This window comes from Bradyrhizobium iriomotense, from assembly GCF_018129405.1.
Lineage (GTDB): Bacteria > Pseudomonadota > Alphaproteobacteria > Rhizobiales > Xanthobacteraceae > Bradyrhizobium > Bradyrhizobium iriomotense_B.
In genome coordinates this window covers 115,870-137,482 of record NZ_JAFCLP010000003.1, presented here as the reverse complement: position 1 = coordinate 137,482, position 21,613 = coordinate 115,870, and the positions used below count along the sequence as shown (strand labels likewise).

The 21,613-nt window shown below is 64.6% G+C and carries 19 protein-coding genes; 16 read left to right on the top strand and 3 right to left on the bottom strand.

Annotated elements, in window-relative coordinates; all coding sequences use genetic code 11:
* The first annotated feature begins 185 nt into the window (after positions 1 to 185).
* The 5 genes from JQ592_RS09785 (at position 186) to JQ592_RS09765 (ending at position 2,988) form a co-directional block, all read left to right on the top strand.
* Positions 186 to 551: a nuclear transport factor 2 family protein gene (locus JQ592_RS09785; protein ID WP_211402664.1), complete on the top strand. Its 366-nt coding sequence runs from the start codon at positions 186 to 188 to the stop codon at positions 549 to 551.
* Between the two features lie 113 nt (positions 552 to 664).
* Positions 665 to 1,069 (top strand): YciI family protein, encoded by a 405-nt coding sequence (locus JQ592_RS09780; RefSeq protein ID WP_211402663.1) that lies wholly within the window; start codon positions 665 to 667, stop codon positions 1,067 to 1,069.
* Positions 1,070 to 1,120: 51 nt separating this feature from the next.
* Positions 1,121 to 1,486, top strand: a complete 366-nt coding sequence (locus tag JQ592_RS09775) for a YciI family protein (RefSeq protein WP_211402662.1) — start codon at positions 1,121 to 1,123, stop codon at positions 1,484 to 1,486.
* 127 nt (positions 1,487 to 1,613) lie between these two features.
* Positions 1,614 to 2,375: a TetR/AcrR family transcriptional regulator gene (locus JQ592_RS09770; protein ID WP_211402661.1), complete on the top strand. Its 762-nt coding sequence runs from the start codon at positions 1,614 to 1,616 to the stop codon at positions 2,373 to 2,375.
* A 121-nt stretch (positions 2,376 to 2,496) separates the two neighbouring features.
* Positions 2,497 to 2,988 carry a DUF2852 domain-containing protein gene (locus tag JQ592_RS09765; RefSeq protein WP_211402660.1) on the top strand — a complete coding sequence of 164 codons (492 nt, stop codon included), beginning with the start codon at positions 2,497 to 2,499 and terminating at the stop codon, positions 2,986 to 2,988.
* Positions 2,989 to 3,146: 158 nt separating this feature from the next.
* On the opposite strand, the gene JQ592_RS09760 is transcribed toward JQ592_RS09765, so the two are convergent.
* Positions 3,147 to 4,310: an acyl-CoA desaturase gene (locus JQ592_RS09760; RefSeq protein WP_211402659.1), complete on the bottom strand. Its 1,164-nt coding sequence runs from the start codon at positions 4,308 to 4,310 to the stop codon at positions 3,147 to 3,149.
* Positions 4,311 to 4,601: 291 nt separating this feature from the next.
* On the opposite strand from JQ592_RS09760, the gene JQ592_RS09755 reads away from it, so the two are divergent.
* Positions 4,602 to 5,369 (top strand): serine O-acetyltransferase, encoded by a 768-nt coding sequence (locus JQ592_RS09755; RefSeq protein ID WP_211402658.1) that lies wholly within the window; start codon positions 4,602 to 4,604, stop codon positions 5,367 to 5,369.
* A 232-nt stretch (positions 5,370 to 5,601) separates the two neighbouring features.
* On the opposite strand, the gene ggt is transcribed toward JQ592_RS09755, so the two are convergent.
* Positions 5,602 to 7,338, bottom strand: coding sequence for a gamma-glutamyltransferase (ggt, locus tag JQ592_RS09750; protein WP_211402657.1), 1,737 nt, complete (start codon positions 7,336 to 7,338; stop codon positions 5,602 to 5,604).
* Positions 7,339 to 7,870: 532 nt separating this feature from the next.
* Between ggt and tolQ the strand changes: the two genes are divergently transcribed.
* The 10 genes from tolQ to ftsH all read left to right on the top strand — a co-directional run bounded on the left by tolQ (position 7,871) and on the right by ftsH (position 20,265).
* Positions 7,871 to 8,587: a protein TolQ gene (gene tolQ, locus JQ592_RS09745; protein WP_018641591.1), complete on the top strand. Its 717-nt coding sequence runs from the start codon at positions 7,871 to 7,873 to the stop codon at positions 8,585 to 8,587.
* Between the two features lie 62 nt (positions 8,588 to 8,649).
* Positions 8,650 to 9,099 (top strand): protein TolR, encoded by a 450-nt coding sequence (gene tolR / locus JQ592_RS09740; protein ID WP_211402656.1) that lies wholly within the window; start codon positions 8,650 to 8,652, stop codon positions 9,097 to 9,099.
* 4 nt (positions 9,100 to 9,103) lie between these two features.
* Positions 9,104 to 10,063, top strand: coding sequence for a protein TolA (locus tag JQ592_RS09735; protein WP_211402655.1), 960 nt, complete (start codon positions 9,104 to 9,106; stop codon positions 10,061 to 10,063).
* A gap of 41 nt (positions 10,064 to 10,104) precedes the next feature.
* Positions 10,105 to 11,454 carry a Tol-Pal system beta propeller repeat protein TolB gene (gene tolB / locus JQ592_RS09730; protein ID WP_211402939.1) on the top strand — a complete coding sequence of 450 codons (1,350 nt, stop codon included), beginning with the start codon at positions 10,105 to 10,107 and terminating at the stop codon, positions 11,452 to 11,454.
* A 236-nt stretch (positions 11,455 to 11,690) separates the two neighbouring features.
* Positions 11,691 to 14,024, top strand: coding sequence for a putative bifunctional diguanylate cyclase/phosphodiesterase (locus JQ592_RS09725; RefSeq protein WP_211402654.1), 2,334 nt, complete (start codon positions 11,691 to 11,693; stop codon positions 14,022 to 14,024).
* Positions 14,025 to 14,202: 178 nt separating this feature from the next.
* On the top strand, positions 14,203 to 14,928 hold the full coding sequence (locus tag JQ592_RS09720; RefSeq protein ID WP_211402653.1) for an N-acyl amino acid synthase FeeM domain-containing protein: 726 nt from the start codon (positions 14,203 to 14,205) through the stop codon (positions 14,926 to 14,928).
* A 251-nt stretch (positions 14,929 to 15,179) separates the two neighbouring features.
* Positions 15,180 to 15,668 (top strand): peptidoglycan-associated lipoprotein Pal, encoded by a 489-nt coding sequence (pal, locus tag JQ592_RS09715; protein ID WP_018641585.1) that lies wholly within the window; start codon positions 15,180 to 15,182, stop codon positions 15,666 to 15,668.
* Between the two features lie 187 nt (positions 15,669 to 15,855).
* Positions 15,856 to 16,908 (top strand): tol-pal system protein YbgF, encoded by a 1,053-nt coding sequence (gene ybgF / locus JQ592_RS09710; protein ID WP_211402652.1) that lies wholly within the window; start codon positions 15,856 to 15,858, stop codon positions 16,906 to 16,908.
* 64 nt (positions 16,909 to 16,972) lie between these two features.
* Complete coding sequence (gene tilS / locus JQ592_RS09705; RefSeq protein ID WP_211402651.1) at positions 16,973 to 18,052, top strand: tRNA lysidine(34) synthetase TilS; 1,080 nt, start codon at positions 16,973 to 16,975, stop codon at positions 18,050 to 18,052.
* A gap of 290 nt (positions 18,053 to 18,342) precedes the next feature.
* The gene (gene ftsH, locus JQ592_RS09700; RefSeq protein ID WP_018641582.1) at positions 18,343 to 20,265 is read left to right on the top strand and encodes an ATP-dependent zinc metalloprotease FtsH; all 1,923 of its coding nucleotides are present in this window, start codon (positions 18,343 to 18,345) and stop codon (positions 20,263 to 20,265) included.
* A 395-nt stretch (positions 20,266 to 20,660) separates the two neighbouring features.
* On the opposite strand, the gene JQ592_RS09695 is transcribed toward ftsH, so the two are convergent.
* Positions 20,661 to 21,515, bottom strand: a complete 855-nt coding sequence (locus tag JQ592_RS09695; RefSeq protein ID WP_211402650.1) for an alpha/beta fold hydrolase — start codon at positions 21,513 to 21,515, stop codon at positions 20,661 to 20,663.
* Positions 21,516 to 21,613 lie beyond the last annotated feature (98 nt).

Genomic DNA, 21,613 nt, shown 5'->3' with positions numbered 1-21,613 from the left:
GGGCTCCTTATTACTGCGCTTTGGTCCCGGCGAGAAAGGCTTATGCCGGTGGAGCTGCGCTCCCGCGGAGGTCCGGATCCGGATTCTCCTTACTTTTCGCGTCGTGCTGCTGCAGTCCGCGGGCGTTGTCGGCGCGGCCGGTTGTGAATCGTCTTCCACAGGGATGCTTGCTGCGGAGACTATCGATGCCTGATGACCATGAGCGCGTGATCCGGAACTTGTTCGCCGCCTATCTCGCCAATGATCGGCAGCGGGTGACCGACGCGCTCGCCGACGACTTCCGCTTCACCAGTCCGTTCGACGACGACCTCGACAAGGCGGCCTATTTCGAACGCTGCTGGAGGGACAGCGGCTGGATCGCGCGGCATGACATCGAGCGGATTTTCGTCCGAGGCGATGAGGCCTTCGTCACCTATTGCTGCCTGGCAACGGATGGCAGGAGCTTTCGCAACACCGAGTTCTTCACCTTCGCCGGCGGCAAGGTCCGGCGGATCGAGGTCTATTTCGGCGCCGCCCGGCAGGATGGCCGTTTCCTGCCGCAGCCGCGCTAGCGCGGCGAAAATAGTTTCCGGCACCATGTCGGTTCCCCGGGAGTTCATTCGTCTTGGAGGTGAGGGCGGGCGGCTCCGTCGCCGCTCTCCCGACAGTGAAACCAGGGAACACCATGCGATTCATGATGCTGATGATCCCGCTCGGCTACGAGAGCGCGCCGGCGGACGTCCAACTCGATCCCGAGCGCGTCGCCGCGATGATGCGCTACAACGAGGCGCTGAAGGATGCCGGCGTGCTGATCACGCTGGACGGCCTGCATCCGCCGTCGATGGGCGCGCGCGTGTCGTTCGCGACCGGCGAGCCCATCGTGACCGACGGTCCCTTCGCGGAAGCCAAGGAAGTTCTGGGCGGCTACTGGATGATCGACGTCGCTTCGCGCGCCGAGGCGATCGCGTGGGCCAAGAAGTGCCCGGCCTCGCCGAACGAAATCATCGAGATCCGCCAGGTGCACGAGACGACCGACTACTCTCCTGAAGTGCAGGAGATCGTGGCCGGGTTTGGCGACCTGAAGAAGTAGACGAGACTGCCGCTACCCGATTTTCCAATCAATCAACCAGAGGAGATATCCATGAGCGCCGAACACAAATTTCTCGCCGTCTATCTTGGCAGCATGAGCGGATCGAAAATGGCAGCCTGGCGCGCGCTGCCCGAGGCCGAACGCAAGGCCAAAGAGCGCGAGGGCATGGCCGCCTGGCACGGCTGGGTCGAGAAGCACAAGGACGTCATCGTCGAGATGGGTGGCCCGCTCGGCAAGACCCGCAGGATCGACGGAAGCGGCATCACCGAGATCAGCAACGCGCTGACCGGCTTCACGGTGGTGCGGGCCGCCTCGCAGGAGGAAGCTGCAAAGCTGTTCGAGAACCATCCGCATTTTGCGATCTTCCCGGGCGAGGCGATCGAGGTCATGCCCGTGCTGCCGATTCCGCAGATGTAGCCCAGGCGACGTCGTTTCCGGGCGCGATGCCTGGCGCATCGGCCCGGCAGGACCGTGGAAGTACGGGTTAATCACGCGCGATTCCCGCTAGTGACCTTCACGCCCGGCTCATGTAAAAGCCGTTCACATGAGCTGGCGCAAGGAGCGCCGCGCCGAGCGCGGCTATCACCACGGCAATCTGAAGGAAGCCCTGTTGCAGGCCGCCCTCGGGCTGATCGCCGAGAAGGGGGCGGCCGGCTTCACCTTCGCCGATGCCGCGCGCATGGCCGGCGTCAGTGCGGCGGCGCCCTACCGGCATTTCCGCGATCGCGACGAGCTCTTGTCCTCGATCGCCCAGCGCGGCTTCGAGCAGTTCGAGGCGCGTCTCACTGCGGCCTGGGACGACGGCCGGCCCGATACGGTCACGGCGTTCGAGCGCGTCGGCAGGGCCTATCTCGCCTTCGCCCGCGAGGAGCCGGCCTTCTACAATGCGATGTTCGAATCCGGCCTGCCGGTCGATGCCAATCCGGCGCTGCAGGCCGCCAGCGAACGCGCCTTCAACATCATCCGCGCCGCGGCCGAGCGGCTTGCTGCGCTGGCCCCGCCCGGCACACCGCGTCCGCCGGCGATGATGATGGCGCTTCACATCTGGTCGATGGCGCATGGCGTGGCCTCGCTATTCTCGCGGGGCGATGCTGCGCGGCGCAAGCTGCCGATGTCGCCGGACGAGCTGCTGGAGGCCGAGGTGCTGATCTATCTGCGCGGGCTCGGCTTCCCGACCGATCGCCGACCGCCGGCCAAGGGCGCCGAGCCGCCGCCGGTGCCACCGGAGGCATCCTCCGGTTCAGCCGTGCCGCCGGGCGGTGCTCCAGGTGGTGCTCCCGGTGGTCCTTGGGGCAAGCCGAAATAAAATTGCGCAAATAATTCCCCGGCCCTGTGGGGCGGCCAGCTTGACAAAATCGCGGGATGGTCTAGCTATGTAAATGTTATTTACATTCACAACGGCGCTGGTGCCGTGATGGAGATGGGAAATGGCCTACACCGCTGATGTCAATCGATGGCGCGGCCCTTCGGACCAATACCAACAATACGAGCGTCCCCGCATGCTCGACACGCCCTGGCATCCCGGCTGGATTGCCGTGACCATTCTCGGCTTCATCATCTGGTGGCCGATCGGACTTGCCCTTCTCTTTTTCACACTCGGGAGCAGAAGAATGTCGTGCTGGAGCCACCAGGATCGCTGGCAGAACAAGATGGAAAAGATGCAGTACAAGATGGACCGCATGCGCGATCGCATGGAGCGCCGCGGCTTCGGCTTTGGCTTCGGCCCGCCGTCCTCCGGCAACCGCGCCTTCGACGAATACCGCTCTGAGACGCTGCGCCGGCTTGAGGAAGAGCAGGTCGAGTTCAAGAACTTCCTCGACCGTCTGCGTCACGCCAAGGACAAGGAAGAGTTCGACCAGTTCATGGCGCAGCACAAGACGCGTCCGACCCCGCCGCCGACCGACCAGCCGCAGGGCTGATCTGAAGCCAATACCTCTCAAAGCCTTCAGGCGCATGCCCCCAAAGTCCTGATGGCCCCGAGCCGCCCGTCTGCGCAACCCGCAGGCGGGCGGTTTGGTTTTGAGGGGACTGCGGCTGGGCAGCCGCGACGTTCAGATTGCCTTGCAGGTCACCCTGGTCAGCGCACCGTGACGAGCTGCGCGCGAACCGACGTCAAAAAGTGCTCGTAGGCGTGGTCGACGATCTCGTTGAGCGATCGCGTTCGCGCGAACATCGCCCTGGCTTCGGCGAGAAACTCGTCGCGGGTCGGGATCTTCGGCAGGTGCAGATGCGTCAGCGCATCGACGCTGTCATGGGCGCGATTGAGGACGTCGTGCAGCGTCGGCAGCTGCAGCTGGGCGAGATCAGCGCGGTGCAGCGCCGACGAGATCGCGTGCGCCAGCGCGTGAGCGTCGAACCGTCCGGCAAGCTGACGGGCCGCCCGATTGATGACCCGTGCACCGAGCGGCTGCTCGTTGCGCAGCACCAGTTCGGGCGGCGCCTTCATGTTCCAGACGATTCCGAACCACGATAGCACCTTCAGGACGTAATAGGTCACGTCGATTTCCCACCAGCGGAAGCCTTGCCGTACGCTGCTCTGATAGGCGTGGTGATTGTTGTGCCAGCCCTCACCGAGAGTGAGTAACGCCAGCAGCCAGTTGTTGCGGGAATCGTCGCCCGTCACGTAGCGCTTGCGTCCATGCACATGGGCGAGGGAGTTGATGCAGAAGGTCGCATGATAGACCAGCACCGTGCTCCACAGGAAGCCGACCACCAGACCCGACCACCCCGCACCTGCGAAGCAGAGCGCTGCAAGCGCAACGGCCGGCAGGAGCTCCAGCCGATGCAGCCACATCAGCTCCGGATAAACCGTGAGATCGCCGACCTTCACGAGGTCGGTCGCGTCGTGCTGCCGGTGAAAAATCCAGCCGACATGGCTGTACAGGAAGCCGCGTTGGCGCGGTGAATGTACATCCAATTCGGTATCGGAATGCAGATGATGGTGCCGATGCTTGGCCGCCCACCACAACACGCTCTTCTGTGCGCTGCTCTGCGCGAGGCAGGCTAGGATGAATTGAAACACCCGGCCGGTCGCAAAAGCCTTATGCGAGAAATAGCGGTGGTAGCCTGCTCCGATTCCAAACATGCGCACGATATAGAGTGCACCGCAGATCGCGACGGCCTCCCAGGTAACGCCCGACCAGAAGGCCGCGAAGCAGCCGAGATGGACCAGCAGGAACGGCACGGCGGAGGGGTACATGATGTCGTCATGGTGGTCGTCGGCGGGCGCGTTGGGCGACATATTTTGGCGTGACCTCAGGTGAGGGGGACAGGATTTCGGTTCGGCAGCAGCAGGCCGCCGGGTACGAAAAACCCGCGGATGGCGGACCACCGCGGGCGCGTACTTCTCCGGCCGAAGCAGCGTCGGTCGGAAATTCGGTCGACTATATGGTTTCGGGTGCCTGGCATGCAAGCTCGTAGCCTCACGGGGAACTGCGACATGTTGCGAGGAGTGTCACGCCTACCGCCGGCGCGGCGTGGCGCGCGGGCTGCCCACGCCCTATATTCGACACGTAAGAATGAAGAGGCGGCGATGACGGCAGCTGCGACCTCGACGAGCGACAGTCTCTGGCAGGACATCCGCGAAGAAGCGCAGCATGCGATGGAGGCCGATCCCGTCTTCGGCAAGTCCCTTGCCGATACAGTCCTTATCCATGGCGATTTTGCCGCGGCCCTCGCCGATCTGATCGGGCAACGGCTTGGCAGCGGCGCCACTGAGCGCGCGCGCTTCACGTCCTTTGCACGCGAGGCCTTTCGCAGCCAGCCGGATCTGATCGAGACCGCCAGCGGCGACCTGCAGGCCATCGCACTCCGCGATCCCGCCATCACCGAACTGCTGCCGCCCTTGCTGCACTACAAGGGCTACGTCGCGCTGCAAGCCTGGCGCGTCTCGCACTGGCTGTGGCATCGCGGCCATATCGATGCGGCGCTGCTGTTTCAGAACGAGGCGTCGAACGTCTTACAGGTCAGCATTCATCCGGCCGCCAGCATCGGATCGGGGGTCTATCTCGACCACGCCACCGGCATCGTGATCGGCGCGAATGTTGTGATCGGCGACGAGGTTACCATCCTCCAGAACGTCAGCATCGGCCGCCGCAGTGAGCTGCCGACCCGCGCGCCGCGGATCGGCCGCGGCGTCTTCATCGGCTCCGGCGCGGCCATCCTCGGCGACATCAGCATCGGCGATTTTGCCAAGATCGGCGCCGACACGGTGGTGGCGTCGGACATTCCCGCCGGCTGCACCGCGGTCGGCAATCCCGCGCGATTGACCAATTGCCCGGAGCCCGCATCAGTGGCCTGATCCCATCACGCTTCGGGGCGGGGCTCCCGACCACATCTCCCGCCGTCATTGCCCGCGAAAGCGGGCAATCCAGTATTCCAGAGGCAGCATTGAGATGCGGAGGGGCCGCAGCGTACTGGATACCCCGCTTGCCGCCTACGCTAAAGCTTCGGCGCCCCTTGACCTCAACCCCGGCGAAGCCTTGGCGTAGCCGGGTCGCGGGGTATGACAGTCGTGATGGTGGCGTAGACGATCAATATCCCGCGGCCAGTCCCGAGTTGCGGCGCGGATCGTTCGCACCGTAGTAACGATTGTTGCCGACTTGCTTGCCGTTGAGCGACGGTGCGCCCACGATGATGACGGCCAAATGGTTGGCCGGCTGTGGCGGCCCGAATTTGTGGCCCATGCTCTCCAGAATCTTCTGCGTGTCCGGCGACAGCGCATAATTCTCGGCGTTGGTAATATCAGGCAGCCACTGCTGGTGGATGCGCGGCATGTCGACGGCTTCCTGCGCGTTCATCCCGTAGTCGATGGCGTTGATCATGGTTTGCAGCACCGCCGTGATGATGCGGCTGCCGCCGGGCGTCCCAACCACCATCACCGGCTTGCCGTCCTTGCTGACGATGGTCGGGCTCATCGAGGAGAGCGGCCGCTTGCCGGGCGCGATGGCGTTGGCCTCACCCTGCACCAGGCCATACAGGTTTGGAACGCCGACCTTGGCGGTGAAGTCATCCATTTCGTCATTGAGCAGCACGCCGGTCTTTGCAGCCGTCACCTTGGCGCCGAACCAGTCGTTCAGCGTGTAGGTGACAGACACGGCGTTGCCGTCCTTGTCCGCGATTGAATAGTGCGTGGTGTTGCTGCCCTCGTGCGGCGCGACGCCCGGCTTGATGTCCTTGGACACGCCGGCCTTGTTCGGGTCGATCACGGCGCGGATCTTGTCCGCGTAAGCCTTGTCGAGCAGGCGATCGAGCGGATTCTTCACGAAGTCGGGATCGCCGAGATAGCTGTTGCGGTCCACGTAAGCGTGCCGCATCGCTTCGATCTGCACGTGCATGGCAGCTGCGGAGTGATAGCCCAGCTCCTTGAGCGGATAGCCTTCCAGGATATTCAGGATTTCGCAGATGATGACGCCGCCCGAGCTCGGCGGCGGCGCGGAAACCACGTGATAGCCGCGATAGTCGCATTCGACAGGTGCGAGCTCGCGCGTCCTGTAGCCGTCGAGGTCGTCCTGCGCCAGCAGGCCTTTGCCGGCCTGGCTGGATGCCACGATGGCGCTGCCGACCCAGCCCTTATAGAAACCGTCGGTGCCCTTGCTGCTGATCTCGCGCAGGGTTTTCGCCAGCTCGGACTGCACCAGCCTGTCGCCCACACCGAATGGCTGGCCGTTGTTGAGAAAGATGGCGCTGGATGCCGGATCGTCCTTGAAATCGCTGGTTGCCGTGCTCAGCAGGTCGATGTCGCCCTGGTCGAGCACAAATCCCTGTTCGGAGAGCTGGATCGCGGGAGCGAGCAGGTCGGCACGCTTCATGGTGCCGTATTTTTCGCGCGCAAATTCCATACCCGAGACGGACCCCGGCACGCCGACGGCCAGATGCCCCTTGGTCGAGACGCCCTTGATGACGTTGCCGTCCTTGTCGAGATACATATTGGCCGTCGCCCCCTTGGGGGCGGTCTCGCGGAAGTCGAGGAAGGACTTGCGGCCGTCGGCGAGCTGAATCGTCATGAAGCCGCCACCGCCGAGATTGCCGGCCGCCGGATAGACGACGGCAAGGGCATAACCGACCGCCACAGCGGCATCGACGGCATTGCCGCCGCGCTTGAGCACCTCGACGCCCACCTCAGTCGCCAGATGCTGTGCCGACACCACCATGCCGTTTTCCGCGGCGACCGGCGCAACCGATGCCGCGCGCGCGGGGCTCGATGTGACGAGGCAGATCGAGACGACCGCGGCGGTCATCCACCGCACATTTGTTTGTGGTTTCGGCATGGGGGGTTCCTCAGGCTGGCCGGTGATATCGGCACGTTGTTGTCCGCGAAGGGACCCTATCAGCTAGCACCCGCTGAGGGAGCATGAGGATGGGGTGACGCGCGATGTTGGCCAAGGCGCACACTGCGCTCCCTCCCTCCTTGCGGGGAAGGGAACCGACCTCGTTCCGGGCTGGCAGCGTCCTCCTTCGGCGGCGGAACGCCGCGGCAAAACGGCCATCCCCCTGCACCGCCTACCTTTCCCGCAGCCAAATTCGCCGCCGGTAACCCCGCATTAACCATCGGCGGGCTCTGGTAAGGGCGGACAGGCGTGCCCGGAGCCCGAAGTCAAGGCCTGGGGCCGAGGCCCCTTAGTTTTGACATCTTGGCAGGGAATGCAGGCGGCCGGCTTTGGACGAGCCCTGCACCCCAGAAAGAAAAAAAGGCTTTGAGCGGGCTTGCCGGCTGCGCGGTTGGCGCGGCGGTTGGGGAACCGGCAGTCATTTGCTGGCCGGGACATGAGGTTTAGAGATCGCCTTGAGAGGATATCGCTTATGAATCCGGCCGACGTGGCTCAGTCAGCCCTTCCGGTTGCCGCTTCCGCGGACGTGTCGCTGATCGCGCTGTTCTGGCAGGCTCACTGGATCGTGAAAGCCGTGATGCTGGGACTTCTGTCCTGCTCGGTCTGGGTCTGGGCGATCGCCATCGACAAGATCTTCCTGTTTGCCCGCACCCGCCGCTCGATGGACCGTTTCGAGCAGGCTTTCTGGTCGGGCGAGTCGATCGAGGAGCTCTATCGCACGCTCTCGGCCAAGCCGACCCACTCGATGGCCGCCTGCTTCGTGGCGGCGATGCGCGAGTGGAAGCGCTCGTTCGAGAGCCACGCCCGCTCGGTCGCGGGCCTTCAGATGCGGATCGACAAGGTGATGAATGTCTCGATCGCGCGCGAGGTCGAGCGGCTGGAACGCCGCCTTTTGGTGCTCGCCACCGTCGGCTCCGCCGGCCCCTTCGTCGGCCTGTTCGGCACGGTCTGGGGCATCATGTCGAGCTTCCAGTCGATCGCGGCGTCGAAAAATACCTCCCTGGCGGTGGTGGCCCCCGGTATTGCCGAGGCGCTGTTTGCGACCGCGGTCGGCCTTATCGCCGCCATTCCTGCCACTATTTTCTACAATAAGTTCACCTCCGAGGTGAACCGGCAGGCCCAGCGGCTCGAGGGCTTTGCTGATGAATTTTCAGCCATTTTGTCCCGTCAGATCGACGAGCGGGGCTGACAGGCGGCATGTATGCTGACGGACAGCATGTATAGTGTGAAGGTCAATTTGGGCACGCGATCATGGCCATGAACGTTGCGAGTTCGTCCGGAGGCGGCGGGCGCCGTGGCCGGCGCAAGCCCGTCGTGGCCGAGATCAACGTCACGCCGATGGTCGACGTGATGCTGGTGCTGCTCATCATCTTCATGGTGTCGGCGCCCATGCTGACGGTCGGCGTGCCGCTCGACCTGCCGCAGACCCAGGCCAAGAGTCTCGAAAACAACGACCAGAAGCCGCTGCAGATGTCGGTCGACATCAAGGGCAAGGTGTTCATCAACGATTCCGAGGTCGCGATCAATGAGCTGGTGCCGAAGCTGAAGGCCATCACGGACGCGCGCGGCGGGCTCGAGGAGCGCATCTATCTGCGCGCCGACAAGAAGGCGGATTACGGCACGGTGGCCAAGGTCATGGGCCTGTTGTCCGGCGCCGGATTCAAGAAGCTGGCGCTCGTGACCGAGGCGGATCAGGGATAAGCCGGTGAAGGTGAACGTCGACAAGACACTCGTTGCGTCGATTGCCCTCCATGTCCTCGTGCTTGGATGGGGGCTCGTCACCTTTAGCAGCAAGGCCTACATCGCTCCGGAGGAATCGCTCCCGGTCGACATCATCTCCACCGATCAGCTCGCCAAGATGATGGCGGGGCAGAAGACCGGCAAGAAGGAAGAGCCGAAGCCCAAGGTCGAGAAGATCGCCGAGGCCAAGCCCGAGGAAGACGCCGTCGGCAAGGTCACCGAGAAGAAAGAGCTGATCAAGACCAATTCGCAGCCGGAGCCGCCGCCGAAACCCGTGGAGAAGCCGGTCGAGAAGAAGCCCGAGCCGCCGAAGCCGGTGGCCGAGGCGAAGCCGAAGGAAGAGCCAAAGCCGCAGGAAAAGAAGCCTGATCCGGCCAAGGAAGATCCGATCGCCGAACTCCAGAAGAAGCTGGACACCAAGAAGCCGCCGCCCAAGCCCGTGGAGCAGAAGGTCGCGGCGGTGCAGCCGCAGCAGCAGCCGAAGCCGAAGGAGCGCACGTTCGATCCCGCGCAGATCCAGCGCGACCTCGACAAGCGCGCCGCGACCCGGCACGAACTCGCCGGCTCGGCGCTGAACGCGTCGGCTTCGCTGGGATCGGCGACCGGGACTGCAGCAAACAACGTCGCGACCTGGCGCGGTGCATTCCAGGGCGCCGTCAAACGCTGCTTCACGCCCACCTATAACGGGCAGGACGCCGATCAATACGAAGCCGACATCGACATTCCCATGAAGATCGACGGATCGCTGGCATCCGAGCCGATCGTGGTCGCGGTGAGGGGACCGTCGCGGTCGATCGCTCAGGCAGTCGCGGAGAGCGCCAAGCGCGCCATCGTGCAGTGCCAGGTCTATTCCTTCATGCCGAAGCAGCAATACGAGAGCTGGAAGCTCATCCCGATGACTTTCGGCCTGAAAGATATGTTGTGACATCCGAACAAAAGAATTTTGCAATGAATGACGTTCGATCGATGAACCGCCGCCGCTTCATGACCCTGACCGGATCGACGCTCGCGATGCTCGGGGGCGGACGCGCGTTCGCTCAAGGGCAGGACGGCCGCCTCCGCATCGATCCCACGGCATTCCAGCCGATCCCGATCGCGATCTCCGGCTTTGTGCCGGGCTCGCCGTCAGACGGCGACGTCGGCAACGGCGTCACCCAGGTCATCACCAACAATCTGAAGCGCTCGGGCCTGTTCGCGCCGATCGACCAGGCCGCCTTCATCGAGCGCATCAGCAACATCGATGTCGCGCCGCAATTCCAGAACTGGAAGACCCTCAACGCGCAGGCCTTGGTCACCGGCCGCATGACGCGGCAGCCGGACGGCAGGCTCAAGGCCGAATTCCGCCTGTGGGACGTGGTCACCGGCCAGCAGCTTGCGGGACAGCAATATTTCACCTCGCCGGAATATTGGCGCCGCATCGCCCACATCATCTCCGACCAGATCTACGAGCGCATGACCGGCGAGAAGGGCTATTTCGACAGCCGCGTCGTGTTCGTCGACGAGACCGGGCCGAAGGAGCGTCGCGTCAAGCGGCTTGCGATGATGGACCAGGACGGCGCCAATGTGCGCTATCTGACCCGCGGCTCCGACCTCGTGCTGACGCCGCGCTTCTCGCCGAACTCGCAAGAGATCACGTACATGGAGTTCGGCCAGGGCGATCCGAAGGTCTATCTCTTCAACATCGAGACTGGTCAGCGCGAGATCGTCGGCAACTTCCCCGGCATGACCTTCGCGCCGCGCTTCTCGCCGGACGGCCAGCGCGTCATCATGAGCCTGCAGCAGGGCGGCAATTCCAACCTGTTCGTGATGGATCTGCGCTCGCGTTCGACCACGCGCCTCACCGACACGCCGGCGATCGACACGTCTCCGTCCTACTCGCCGGACGGCACCCGCATCTGCTTCGAGTCCGATCGTGGCGGCAGGTCGCAGATCTACGTGATGGCGGCGGGCGGAGGGCAGGCGCAGCGCATCTCCTTCTCCAAGGACGACACCAACGCCAGCTATTCGACACCGGTGTGGTCGCCGAAGGGCGATTACATCGCCTTCACCCGGCAGGGCGGCGGGCAGTTCTCGATCGGCGTGATGAAGCCGGACGGCTCCGGCGAGCGGCTGCTCACCTCCGGCTTCCACAACGAGGGCCCGACCTTCTCGCCGAACGGCCGCGTGCTGATGTTCTTCCGCGATCCCGGCGGCAACGGCGGACCGTCGCTGTACAGCGTCGATATTTCCGGTCGCAACGAATTGAAGGTGCCGACGCCGGGCTTCGCCTCCGACCCGGCATGGTCGCCGCTATTGTCCTCGACCGCTGGCCAATAAATCGCGTGTTCAGACGCGCGATGTTATCGAAAAAAAGCACCGATTTTTTCGCGTTTGGTGGGGAAAGCAAGCTTTCCTTCACCTTGTGCTCGGCAACGCTTGCCTAGTTGCTTGATATTTCAGCAGAATCGCGTTCGCAATTGCCGAAAAACAACTCGACTTTAACGATGTTCCCTCAGAAAGGCTTCACCTGGGCTGGGTAAAAGTACGCTCTAAACGGGACGCGTAATTAGCCAATGCAGCTGGCCGACCAGAAGCAGAGCGATCGAGACGAGCTGGAGCCGATACTCTACGCCGCTCTCATCAACTCTATGGTGCAGAATTTCTGGGCGATCTTCCTCGGCTCGGCCTCCGCCGCCGTGGCCGCGGTCATGACTGCGCTGAAGACCGGCGACGTCTGGCTGTGGCCGATCGCGTTTCTGCTGATCGCCATCGGCACCGCGCGCGCGTTCCAGATGCGCGGATACGAGAACCGCACGTTCCCGCTCACGTTCGAAGAGGCCAAGCATCTGGAGCCGCGCTACTGGTTCGGCGCGCTCAGCTATGCGGCGGTGCTCGGCGTGTGGTCCTTCGTCGTCATCTACAACAACGAGGATCCGGTGGCCGACATGCTCGCTGTCGCCATCGGCATCGGCTACACCGCCGGCGGCGCCGCCCGCAATTACGGCCAGCCCCGGGTGATCCAGTGGCACGTCGCGCTCGCCTGCGGTCCGATGTCGCTCGCGCTGCTGCTGCACGGCGGCCCCTACCACGTCGGTCTTGCGATCCTGCTCATCTTCTTCTTCATCGGCTTGAAGAACATCAACCTCAGCCTGCATGCGATCTTCGTCAAGGCGCTGACCTCGAGCTTCCGTGAATCCGCGCTGGCGAGCCAGTTCGACACCGCGCTCAACAACATGCCGCATGGCCTGTGCATGTTTCGCGCCGACGGGCGCCTTGCGGTGATGAACCATCGTTTCGGCGAGCTGATGGGCCTGCCGGAGGATCTGGTCAAGCGCGGCGCCACCGCGGGCGACATCGTGTCGGCCTGCATCGCCGCGGGCTCCATCTCGGCGGAGAGCGGCAACCAGATCCTGGCCGAGATCGCCCATGCGCGAATCTGCGAGATCGTCACCGCCGATCCGGATTCGTCGCGCGGCCGCACGCTGGCCTGGACGTTCCAGCCGATGACCGGCGGCGGCACCGTGCTGCTGCTCGAAGACATCACCGAACGCACCAACGCCGAAGCCCGCATCAGCCATCTCGCCCGCTATGACGAGCTCACTGCGCTGCCCAACCGGGTCTCTTTCCGCGACGAGATCGAGCGGCTGCTGGCCAATGCCCACCACGCCGAACGGCTCTCCGCTTTGCTGTTCGTCGATCTCGACCAGTTCAAGCAGGTCAACGACACGCTCGGTCACCCCTGCGGCGATCAGCTCCTGTGCGCGGTCGCCAATCGCCTGCGCGAGATGCTGCGGCCCGAGGATTTCGTCGCCCGCTTCGGCGGCGACGAGTTCGTCGTGTTCCAGCAGAACATCTCTTCGGCCGAGGACGCCGCGAGCCTCGCCCGCCGCATCGTCGAGCGCCTCAGCGAGCGCTACCGCATCGACAATCACCTGGTCGAGATCGGCGCCAGCGTCGGCATCGCGATGACCTCGCCGGACGGCAAGGTCAGCGCCGACACCCTGCTCAAGAACGCCGACATGGCGCTGTACCGCGCCAAGGCCGACGGCCGCGGCACCTTCTGCTTCTTCCGCGACGAGATGGCGGCGACCGTCGAGGCCCGCCGCATCCTCGAGCTCGACCTGCGCAAGGCGCTCGCCAACGAGGAGTTCGAGCTGTTCTACCAGCCGCTGGTCAATCTGAAGTCCGGCAAGATCACGACCTGCGAGGCGCTGCTGCGCTGGAATCATCCGGTGCGCGGCACGGTTTCGCCGGTCGACATCATCCCGGTCGCCGAGGATATGGGCCTGATCGTCGATCTCGGCCGCTGGATCCTGCGCCGCGCCTGCATGGAATGCATGAAGTGGCCGGAGGGCGTCAGCGTCGCCGTCAACTTCTCGCCGCAGCAATTCCACCAGCGCGACGTCTTGAGCGAGATCCGCTACGCGCTGGAGGTCTCAGGGCTTCCGGCGCATCGGCTCGAGATCGAGATCACCGAGTCCTCGCTGCTGCGCAACACCCAGCTCACCCACGATATCCTGTCGCAGCTGCATGCGCTCGGCGTGCGCATCTCGCTCGACGATTTCGGCACCGGCTATTCGAGCCTCAGCTACCTGCACAACTTCCCGATGCAGAAGGTGAAGATCGACCGATCCTTCCTCGAGGGCATCGACACCGACCGGCCGCTGACGCTGCTGCGCGGCGTGGCGCGGCTGTCGGCCGACCTCGGCATGGCGGTCGTGGTCGAGGGCATCGAGACCAACGAGCAGCTCGAACTCATCAGCGCCGACGGCACCGTGTCCGAAGGGCAAGGCTATCTGTTCAGCCGCCCGGTGCCCGCCGTGCGGATGCGCCAGCTCCTCAACGCCTCGCATGGGCGGCGCGGCGAGAGCCTGCTCCAGGTCGTGGGCTCGCGCTCCTTCGCCTGATTCCGCTTCCCGAAATCTCCCGTCGTTTCAGACTGTTGCCGGGTACCGTAGTGCTACGGGGGGTTAACCCTAACACTTCGATTGCTTTGCTTCATTGTTAAGAAGCTGTTAATAAATCATCACGCGCGTGGAAGTTGTCCCGCGCGGATGTTCGAGCGGTGGCGGGTAAGGAGTTGGAATGCAGTCCTCAGCCAGAGCGATCATTTCGGCTGTTGGACGGGGTGCCGAACTCCTGACCGACGTCGATTATCATCTTGCGGAAACGGCCGCTGAGAAGGAGGAGATCTACAATCTCCGCTATCGCGCCTACTTACGCGAAGGCGCCGTCAAGGAATCTCCGGACGCGCGCGTCACCGACCAGTACGACGAATTGCCGAACGCGTGGACGTTCGGCGTCTATCTCCGGGGCAAGCTCTGCAGCTCGGTGCGCATCAGCGTGCTGACCTCGGAATGGCGCCAGTCGACCTCGGCCGACGTCTTTCCCGATATCCTGCTGCCGCGGCTCGATCGCGGCGAGATCATGATCGACCCGACCCGCTTCGTCGCCGATCCCGACCAGGTGAGGCGCGTCCCGGAATTGCCCTATCTGACGACGCGGCTCGCTTACATGGCCTGCGAGCATTTCCATGCCGATCTCGGCCTTGCGATCGTGCGACCGGAGCACCAGGCCTTCTACCGGCGAGTGTTCCTGCACGAGACCATTGCCGAGCCGAGGCTGGTCCCCGGTCTCACCAAGCCGTTCGGACTGATGGCGGCGGACTTCCCGACCTTCCGCAAGAAGGTGTTCGAGCGCTATCCGATCATGCGCTCCACCGCCTTCGAGCGGCGCATGCTGTTCGGGCGCGGCGGCCAGCGCCAGGTCCCGCAGCGGCGGGTGCTGGTGGCGAACGCCGTTCACGCCTGACTGAAGACTGTCGGCAAACGCCGGGCCTCAGGCCCAAAATTCAAGCAATGCCAGCGATTTTGCCGGCTAACGCGGCTTGCCTTCACCCTCGCGCCACATTTACAACCCATTAACCATGACGGTTGCTTTTCGCTGGTTGGGGGCATTTGACCGGCTGAGGCAAGGTTCCGTCAAGGTTGACGGAACGTTCGCTTAACCAACCCCCTGTAGACCGGACAGCAGTGGACTAACGTGAGCGTGGAGGCTCCGGAATGAAACATCCTATGCGTATCCTCCAGGGATTGAAGCTGGCCGCGGTGCTTGCCGTCGCGCTGTCGATGGGCGCCTGCGCCAACAAGAATGCTGCGACGGATGCGATGGCCAATGCGGCGACGCCGGGCAGCCAGCAGGACTTCGTCGTCAACGTGGGCGACCGCGTGTTCTTCGAAAGCGACCAGACCGATCTGACCCCGCAGGCGATCGTCACGCTCGAGAAGCAGGCGCAGTGGCTCCAGACCTATCCGCGCTACTCCTTCACCATCGAAGGTCATGCCGACGAGCGCGGCACCCGCGAATACAACATCGCGCTCGGCGCCCGGAGAGCCCAGTCGGTGCGTTCGTTCCTCGCCTCGCGCGGCATCGATCCGAACCGCATGCGCACGATCTCCTACGGCAAGGAGCGGCCGGTGGCCGTCTGTAACGACATCTCCTGCTGGTCGCAGAACCGCCGCGCCGTCACCGTGCTGAACGCGAGCTCCTGACGATTGGTCAGCCACCGTTCATCTTCAGAAAACGATCATGCCGGCGCCCTCATGGGCGCCGGTTTCGTTTCAGCATTCTGTGACAGAAACCGGTTTGTAGCAGTCACATTTTTGGCGTACTCCACTTCAATGTGTGGCGCGTCGCATGTTCCGTCGCAGGCCATTTCGCTTTCGTCGTCAGGGCAAGATGTCATCCAGATTTAAGGTTCTTACCGGCTCCGTGGCGACCGCCGCGCTGCTCTCCTTGTGCGCGCCCGTCCTGGCTCAATCGATCTTGGCTCAGACGGATGATGATCCCGAGATGCGGATCGAGCGGCTGGAGAACCAGCTGCGCCAGCTCACCGGCCAGAACGAGGAACTGCAATACCGCAACCGCCAGCTCGAGGAGCGCCTGCGGGCACTCGAGGGCGGCGCGCAAGCCGCTCCCGGGCAGGTGTCGGTCCAGCCCAACGTCGCGGCGGTGCCGCCCGCCCAAGTCGCGCCGGCCTATCGCCAGCAGCAGCAGGCCGCGCAGCCGAATTACGAGCAGCCGCAGATCGCAAGCCCCGCACCGATCGTTCAGGAGCAGCCGGCGCCCGGCGCTCCCGGCACGCGTCGCCGCGGCGATGCCTTCGATCCCAACCAGAATCCGAACGCGCCCGGCGCGCCCCGTGCCCTCGGCGGCGGACAGCAGCCGATGCCGGCGGGAGCCGGCGCGCCCGGCGGACGCAATGCCGGCGACCCGCTCGATCTCGCCAACACCAGCCCGCGCTACCAGCAAGGCGTGCCGCCGGCGGCCCAGCCCGGCTATCCGCCGGCCCAGCAGGGCTATCCGGCGCAAGGTGGCGGCGCTGGCCTGACCACGCTGCCGCCCTCGGCGACGCCGCGCGACGAGTTCGACCTCGGCATCGGCTACATGCAGCGCAAGGATTATGCGCTGGCCGAGCAGACCATGAAGAACTTCGCGCAGAAATATCCGAACGATCCGCTGCTCGGCGACGCGCAATACTGGCTCGGCGAGAGCTATTTCCAGCGCCAGCAATATCGCGATTCCGCCGAAGCCTTCCTCGCCGTCACCACCAAATACGACAAATCGGCCAAGGCGCCGGATGCGCTGCTGCGGCTCGGCCAGTCGCTCGCCGCCCTGAAGGAGAAGGAAGCCGCCTGCGCCGCCTTCGGCGAGATCGGCCGCAAATATCCGCGCGCCTCCGCCGGCGTCAAAGCCGCGGTCGACCGCGAGCAGAAGCGGGTGAAGTGCTGATCCGCTGACAAAGCGGACGGCGTTGCGCTAAACAGTCGATCCATCCGCGGACGATTGCAGCGTCATGTCAGACGACGACAATTCACCGATCTCGGCCCGCGCGGCGAAGCTGCTCTTCGCCGACTTTAAGCACGCGCCGGCCCTGGTGCTCGCGGTCTCGGGCGGGCCCGACTCCGTCGCGCTGATGTGGCTTGCGGCCCGCTGGCAGCGCAGCCTTTCGCGCGGCCCGCGTCTCACCGTCGTCACCGTCGATCATGGGCTTCGTCCGGAAGCGGCGCGCGAGGCGCGCGAGGTCAAGCGGCTCGCGGCCGAGCTCGGCCTGCCGCACCGGACTCTGCGCTGGCGTGGCGCCAAGCCGAAGACGGGACTGCCTGCGGCCGCGCGGCAGGCCCGTTACCGCCTGCTGGCGCAGGCCGCGCGTAAGGCCGGCGCGAGCCATGTGCTGACCGCCCACACCCGCGACGATCAGGCCGAGACCCTGTTGATGCGCATGCTTCGCGGCAGCGGGCTGGCGGGACTGTCGGCGATGGCGCGCCTTTCGGCGCGCGACGGCATCGTGCTGGCGCGTCCGCTGCTCGACATTCCGAAGTCGCAGCTCGTGGCGACCTTGAAGCGGGCCAGAATCGACTTTGCCGATGATCCCACCAACCGCGACACCGCCTTCACCCGGCCGCGGCTGCGCGCGCTGCTGCCGCAGCTCGCGGCCGAGGGCGGCGACGCCAGGAACCTGGCGCGGCTCGCAGGCCGGCTTGCGCGCGCCAATGCGGCGGTGGAGGTGCTGACTGACGGTGCCGAGCGCTTCCTGCGCTTGACGGATCGCGACGATGCGCCGCATGGGCCGGGCGTGCGAAGTTTCCAGGCCAGCGCCTTCGCCAGCCTGCCGGAGGAGGTCCGGCTGCGGCTCCTGCTGCGGGCCATCAATGCGCTCGGGCATGAAGGGCCGGTGGAACTCGGCAAGGTCGAAACTTTGTTGTCCGTGCTCGATCAGGCCTTACTCGATCAGGCCTTGGGTCGGAGCCCCCGCGCAGCCGCAAATGGCCGGCCGGTCCTGAAGCAAACCCTGGCGGGAGCCTTGATCAGCGTTGCCGGCGGGCGTATCCAGATCGCGCCTGCGCCGGCGCGGCGGTCCCAAAAGGGGACTTGAAGAGCGGATGAGGGCGGATCATGACACCGGCCGCTTCCGCTGCACGCCATCAGGACACCTTAACCAGGCAGGAAAAACCCCGCTTCGGGCGCCATTATTTCAGCGGGAATCGCTCTAAGATGGGCTAAATAGTCCCATCTCGTTCCCTTGGCAGCGACGGGGGCGGCACCTAAATTGTATGCGTCTAACGATGAGGATTCCTTGGGGTTTCCTCGAATTGCCCAAGTAACTGGGTCGAGTAACTCCTGAAGGATCAGGGCCGCGATCCGCGCGACCACGAAGGAAGATCGATGAACGCCAATCTGCGCAACTTCGCCCTCTGGGTCATCATTGTCTTGTTGCTATTGGCGTTGTTCACGCTCTTCCAGAATCCGGGTCAGCGCGCCTCCTCGCAGGACATCGCCTTCTCCCAGCTCCTGAGCGAAGTTGACCGCGGCAATGTGCGCGACGTCGTGATCCAGGGCCCGGACATCCACGGCACCTTCACCAACGGCTCGAGCTTCCAGACCTATGCGCCGAACGACCCGACGCTGGTCAAGCGCCTCTACGACAGCAAGGTCCAGATCACTGCGAAGCCGCCGGGCGACAACGTGCCCTGGTTCGTCTCGCTGCTGGTCTCCTGGCTGCCCTTCATCGCGCTGATCGGCGTCTGGATATTCCTGTCGCGACAGATGCAGGGCGGTGCCGGCAAGGCGATGGGCTTCGGCAAGTCGCGCGCCAAGATGCTCACTGAGGCGCATGGCCGCGTCACCTTCGAGGACGTCGCCGGCGTGGATGAGGCCAAGCAGGACCTGCAGGAGATCGTCGAATTCCTGCGCGACCCCGGTAAATTCCAGCGCCTCGGCGGCCGCATTCCGCGCGGCGTGCTGCTGGTCGGCCCTCCCGGCACCGGTAAGACCCTGATCGCGCGTGCGGTCGCGGGCGAAGCCAACGTGCCGTTCTTCACCATTTCCGGTTCGGACTTCGTCGAGATGTTCGTCGGCGTCGGCGCCAGCCGTGTCCGCGACATGTTCGAGCAGGCCAAGAAGAACGCGCCCTGCATCATCTTCATCGACGAAATCGATGCCGTCGGTCGTCACCGTGGCGCCGGTCTCGGCGGCGGCAATGACGAGCGCGAGCAGACGCTGAACCAGCTGCTGGTCGAGATGGACGGCTTCGAGGCCAACGAGGGCGTGATCCTGATCGCCGCCACCAACCGCCCCGACGTGCTCGATCCCGCGCTGCTGCGTCCGGGCCGCTTTGACCGTCAGGTCGTGGTGCCGAACCCCGACGTCGTCGGCCGCGAGCAGATCCTGAAGGTCCACGTCCGCAAGGTGCCGCTGGCCCCCGATATCAACCTCAAGACCATCGCGCGCGGCACCCCGGGCTTCTCCGGCGCCGACCTGATGAACCTCGTCAACGAGGCCGCGCTGACCGCCGCTCGCCGCAACAAGCGCATGGTGACGCAGGCCGAGTTCGAGGAAGCCAAGGATAAGGTGATGATGGGCGCCGAGCGCAAGTCGCTCGTCATGACCGAGGAAGAGAAGCTCTTGACGGCCTACCACGAGGGCGGCCACGCCATCGTCGGCCTCAACGTGCCCGCGACCGATCCGATCCACAAGGCCACCATCATCCCGCGCGGCCGTGCGCTCGGCATGGTCATGCAGCTGCCCGAGCGCGACAAGCTGTCGATGTCGCTGGAGCAGATGACTTCGCGCCTCGCCATCATGATGGGCGGCCGCGTCGCCGAAGAGCTGATCTTCGGCCGCGAGAAGGTGACCTCGGGTGCAGCCTCCGACATCGAGCAGGCCACGCGCCTCGCCCGCATGATGGTGACGCGCTGGGGCCTCTCGGAAGAGCTCGGCACCGTCTCCTACGGCGAGAACCAGGACGAGGTGTTCCTCGGCATGTCGGTCTCGCGCACGCAGAACGCTTCCGAGGCGACCGTGCAGAAGATCGACTCCGAGATCCGTCGTCTGGTCGAGGAAGGCTACAAGGAAGCAACCCGCATCCTCACCGAGAAGCACGCCGACCTCGAAGCCCTGGCAAAGGGGCTGCTTGAGTTCGAAACGCTCTCCGGCGACGAGATCGTCGACCTGCTCAAGGGCAAGAAGCCGAACCGAGAGTCCGTGCTCGAGCCGACCACTCCGCGCGCTTCCGCCGTGCCCCCGGCCGGCAAGTCGCGCCCGCGGCCCGATCCGGATCCCGGCCTGGAGCCCCAGCCGCAGGCGTAACGCAAGCGGCATAGTGAATTGAAAAACGCGGCGGCAACGCCGCGTTTTTTGTTGGCTTGAACTCACCTCTGGTGCCCCGGACGCAGCGCAGCGTCCCTTCGACGGTGCGCTGCAGAGCCGGGGCCCATGTCTCCGCATCCTCCCGTATCGCCCTCTGTTGGGGTCCCGGCTCTGCGCGGCAACGCCAAGAGCGTTGCGGCGCGTCCGGGACACGAGAGTGACGCGCGCCGTAGCCACAAACTCCGTCATTGCGAGCGCAGCGAAGCAATCCAGACTGCCTCCGCGGAAAGATTCTGGATTGCTTCGCTGCGCTCGCAATGACGACGTTGATGCAGCTCCGCTCTAACGACGCGCCACCGGCATCGTAGGGTGGGGCACGCCCACCCTACGATATCTCACTTCGCCGCATCCTTCCGCCCCAGGAAGCGCAGCACATCGTCGTTGAACTGCTTCGGATCCTGCAGGAACGAGAAGTGGCTGACCTCCGGCTGGATCAAGAGGCCGGCCCCCGGAATGTTCGCTGCCATGAACTCGGTGTTCTCGCGCTTGATCGCCTCGTCGTGGTCGCCGTCCACGATCCAGGTCGGCACCTTGATCGCCGCGAGGTCCGAGGCCGTCCATTTCGGCTGGCTCTCCCACATCTTGGTGATCTCGTCGACGAAGCTCTTGTACTGCGTCGGCGTCGGCGAGAGGCGCTTGTACTCTTCGCCAGCCCGCGCGATGTAGGCGTTGAAGACATCGTTTGAGGCGATGTCGGCAACGCCTGAGGGATCCGAGTTCGCCGCGAAGGCGAACAGCCTGCTCACCCGCTCCGGATGCTTCATGGCGATGTCGAGGCCGATGATCGCACCGTCGCTCCAGCCGACGATCGCCGCCTTCCTGATCTTGAGATGGTCGAGCAAGGCGACCACGTCCGAGGCCATCAAATCGTAGCCATAGGGCTCCTGGTTGCGGCTGCTGCGCCCATGCCCGCGGCTCTCCATGACGATGACCTGATAATGCCGTTGCAGCGCGCGAACCTGATGGCCCCAGTAATTGGCGTTGGCGAGGCCGCCATGCAGCAACAGCACGGGCTCACCCCGGCCGTACACGGCGTACCAGACCTTGATGCCGTTGACCGGCGCAAGGCCGCTCTGCGCCGCCTTGGGCAAGGTCGGTGTCGGCGGCAGGTTCAGCCATCGCGGCGCTGCATGCGCATTTGCGATCGAGACCGTGACGAGTAACGCGGCGAAGAGATTGCGAAACATCATGATGCGCCTTCCTGTTCGATCATCGGATATTAGCGCATTGCGATGCCAGCACGTCAGTCTCGAGGCAGCGTCGCACCGAGACGTGAAGACGGCGGAGC

Bases quoted from the DNA above. Each gene is read 5' to 3' on its own strand.
- JQ592_RS09785 (WP_211402664.1), top strand. From the start codon at position 186: ATGCCTGATGACCATGAGCGCGTGATCCGGAACTTGTTCGCCGCCTAT.
- JQ592_RS09780 (WP_211402663.1), top strand. From the start codon at position 665: ATGCGATTCATGATGCTGATGATCCCGCTCGGCTACGAGAGCGCGCCG.
- JQ592_RS09775 (WP_211402662.1), top strand. From the start codon at position 1,121: ATGAGCGCCGAACACAAATTTCTCGCCGTCTATCTTGGCAGCATGAGC.
- JQ592_RS09770 (WP_211402661.1), top strand. From the start codon at position 1,614: ATGAGCTGGCGCAAGGAGCGCCGCGCCGAGCGCGGCTATCACCACGGC.
- JQ592_RS09765 (WP_211402660.1), top strand. From the start codon at position 2,497: ATGGCCTACACCGCTGATGTCAATCGATGGCGCGGCCCTTCGGACCAA.
- JQ592_RS09760 (WP_211402659.1), bottom strand. From the start codon at position 4,310: ATGTCGCCCAACGCGCCCGCCGACGACCACCATGACGACATCATGTAC.
- JQ592_RS09755 (WP_211402658.1), top strand. From the start codon at position 4,602: ATGACGGCAGCTGCGACCTCGACGAGCGACAGTCTCTGGCAGGACATC.
- ggt (WP_211402657.1), bottom strand. From the start codon at position 7,338: ATGCCGAAACCACAAACAAATGTGCGGTGGATGACCGCCGCGGTCGTC.
- tolQ (WP_018641591.1), top strand. From the start codon at position 7,871: ATGAATCCGGCCGACGTGGCTCAGTCAGCCCTTCCGGTTGCCGCTTCC.
- tolR (WP_211402656.1), top strand. From the start codon at position 8,650: ATGGCCATGAACGTTGCGAGTTCGTCCGGAGGCGGCGGGCGCCGTGGC.
- tolB (WP_211402939.1), top strand. From the start codon at position 10,105: ATGAACCGCCGCCGCTTCATGACCCTGACCGGATCGACGCTCGCGATG.
- JQ592_RS09725 (WP_211402654.1), top strand. From the start codon at position 11,691: ATGCAGCTGGCCGACCAGAAGCAGAGCGATCGAGACGAGCTGGAGCCG.
- JQ592_RS09720 (WP_211402653.1), top strand. From the start codon at position 14,203: ATGCAGTCCTCAGCCAGAGCGATCATTTCGGCTGTTGGACGGGGTGCC.
- pal (WP_018641585.1), top strand. From the start codon at position 15,180: ATGAAACATCCTATGCGTATCCTCCAGGGATTGAAGCTGGCCGCGGTG.
- ybgF (WP_211402652.1), top strand. From the start codon at position 15,856: ATGTCATCCAGATTTAAGGTTCTTACCGGCTCCGTGGCGACCGCCGCG.
- tilS (WP_211402651.1), top strand. From the start codon at position 16,973: ATGTCAGACGACGACAATTCACCGATCTCGGCCCGCGCGGCGAAGCTG.
- ftsH (WP_018641582.1), top strand. From the start codon at position 18,343: ATGAACGCCAATCTGCGCAACTTCGCCCTCTGGGTCATCATTGTCTTG.
- JQ592_RS09695 (WP_211402650.1), bottom strand. From the start codon at position 21,515: ATGATGTTTCGCAATCTCTTCGCCGCGTTACTCGTCACGGTCTCGATC.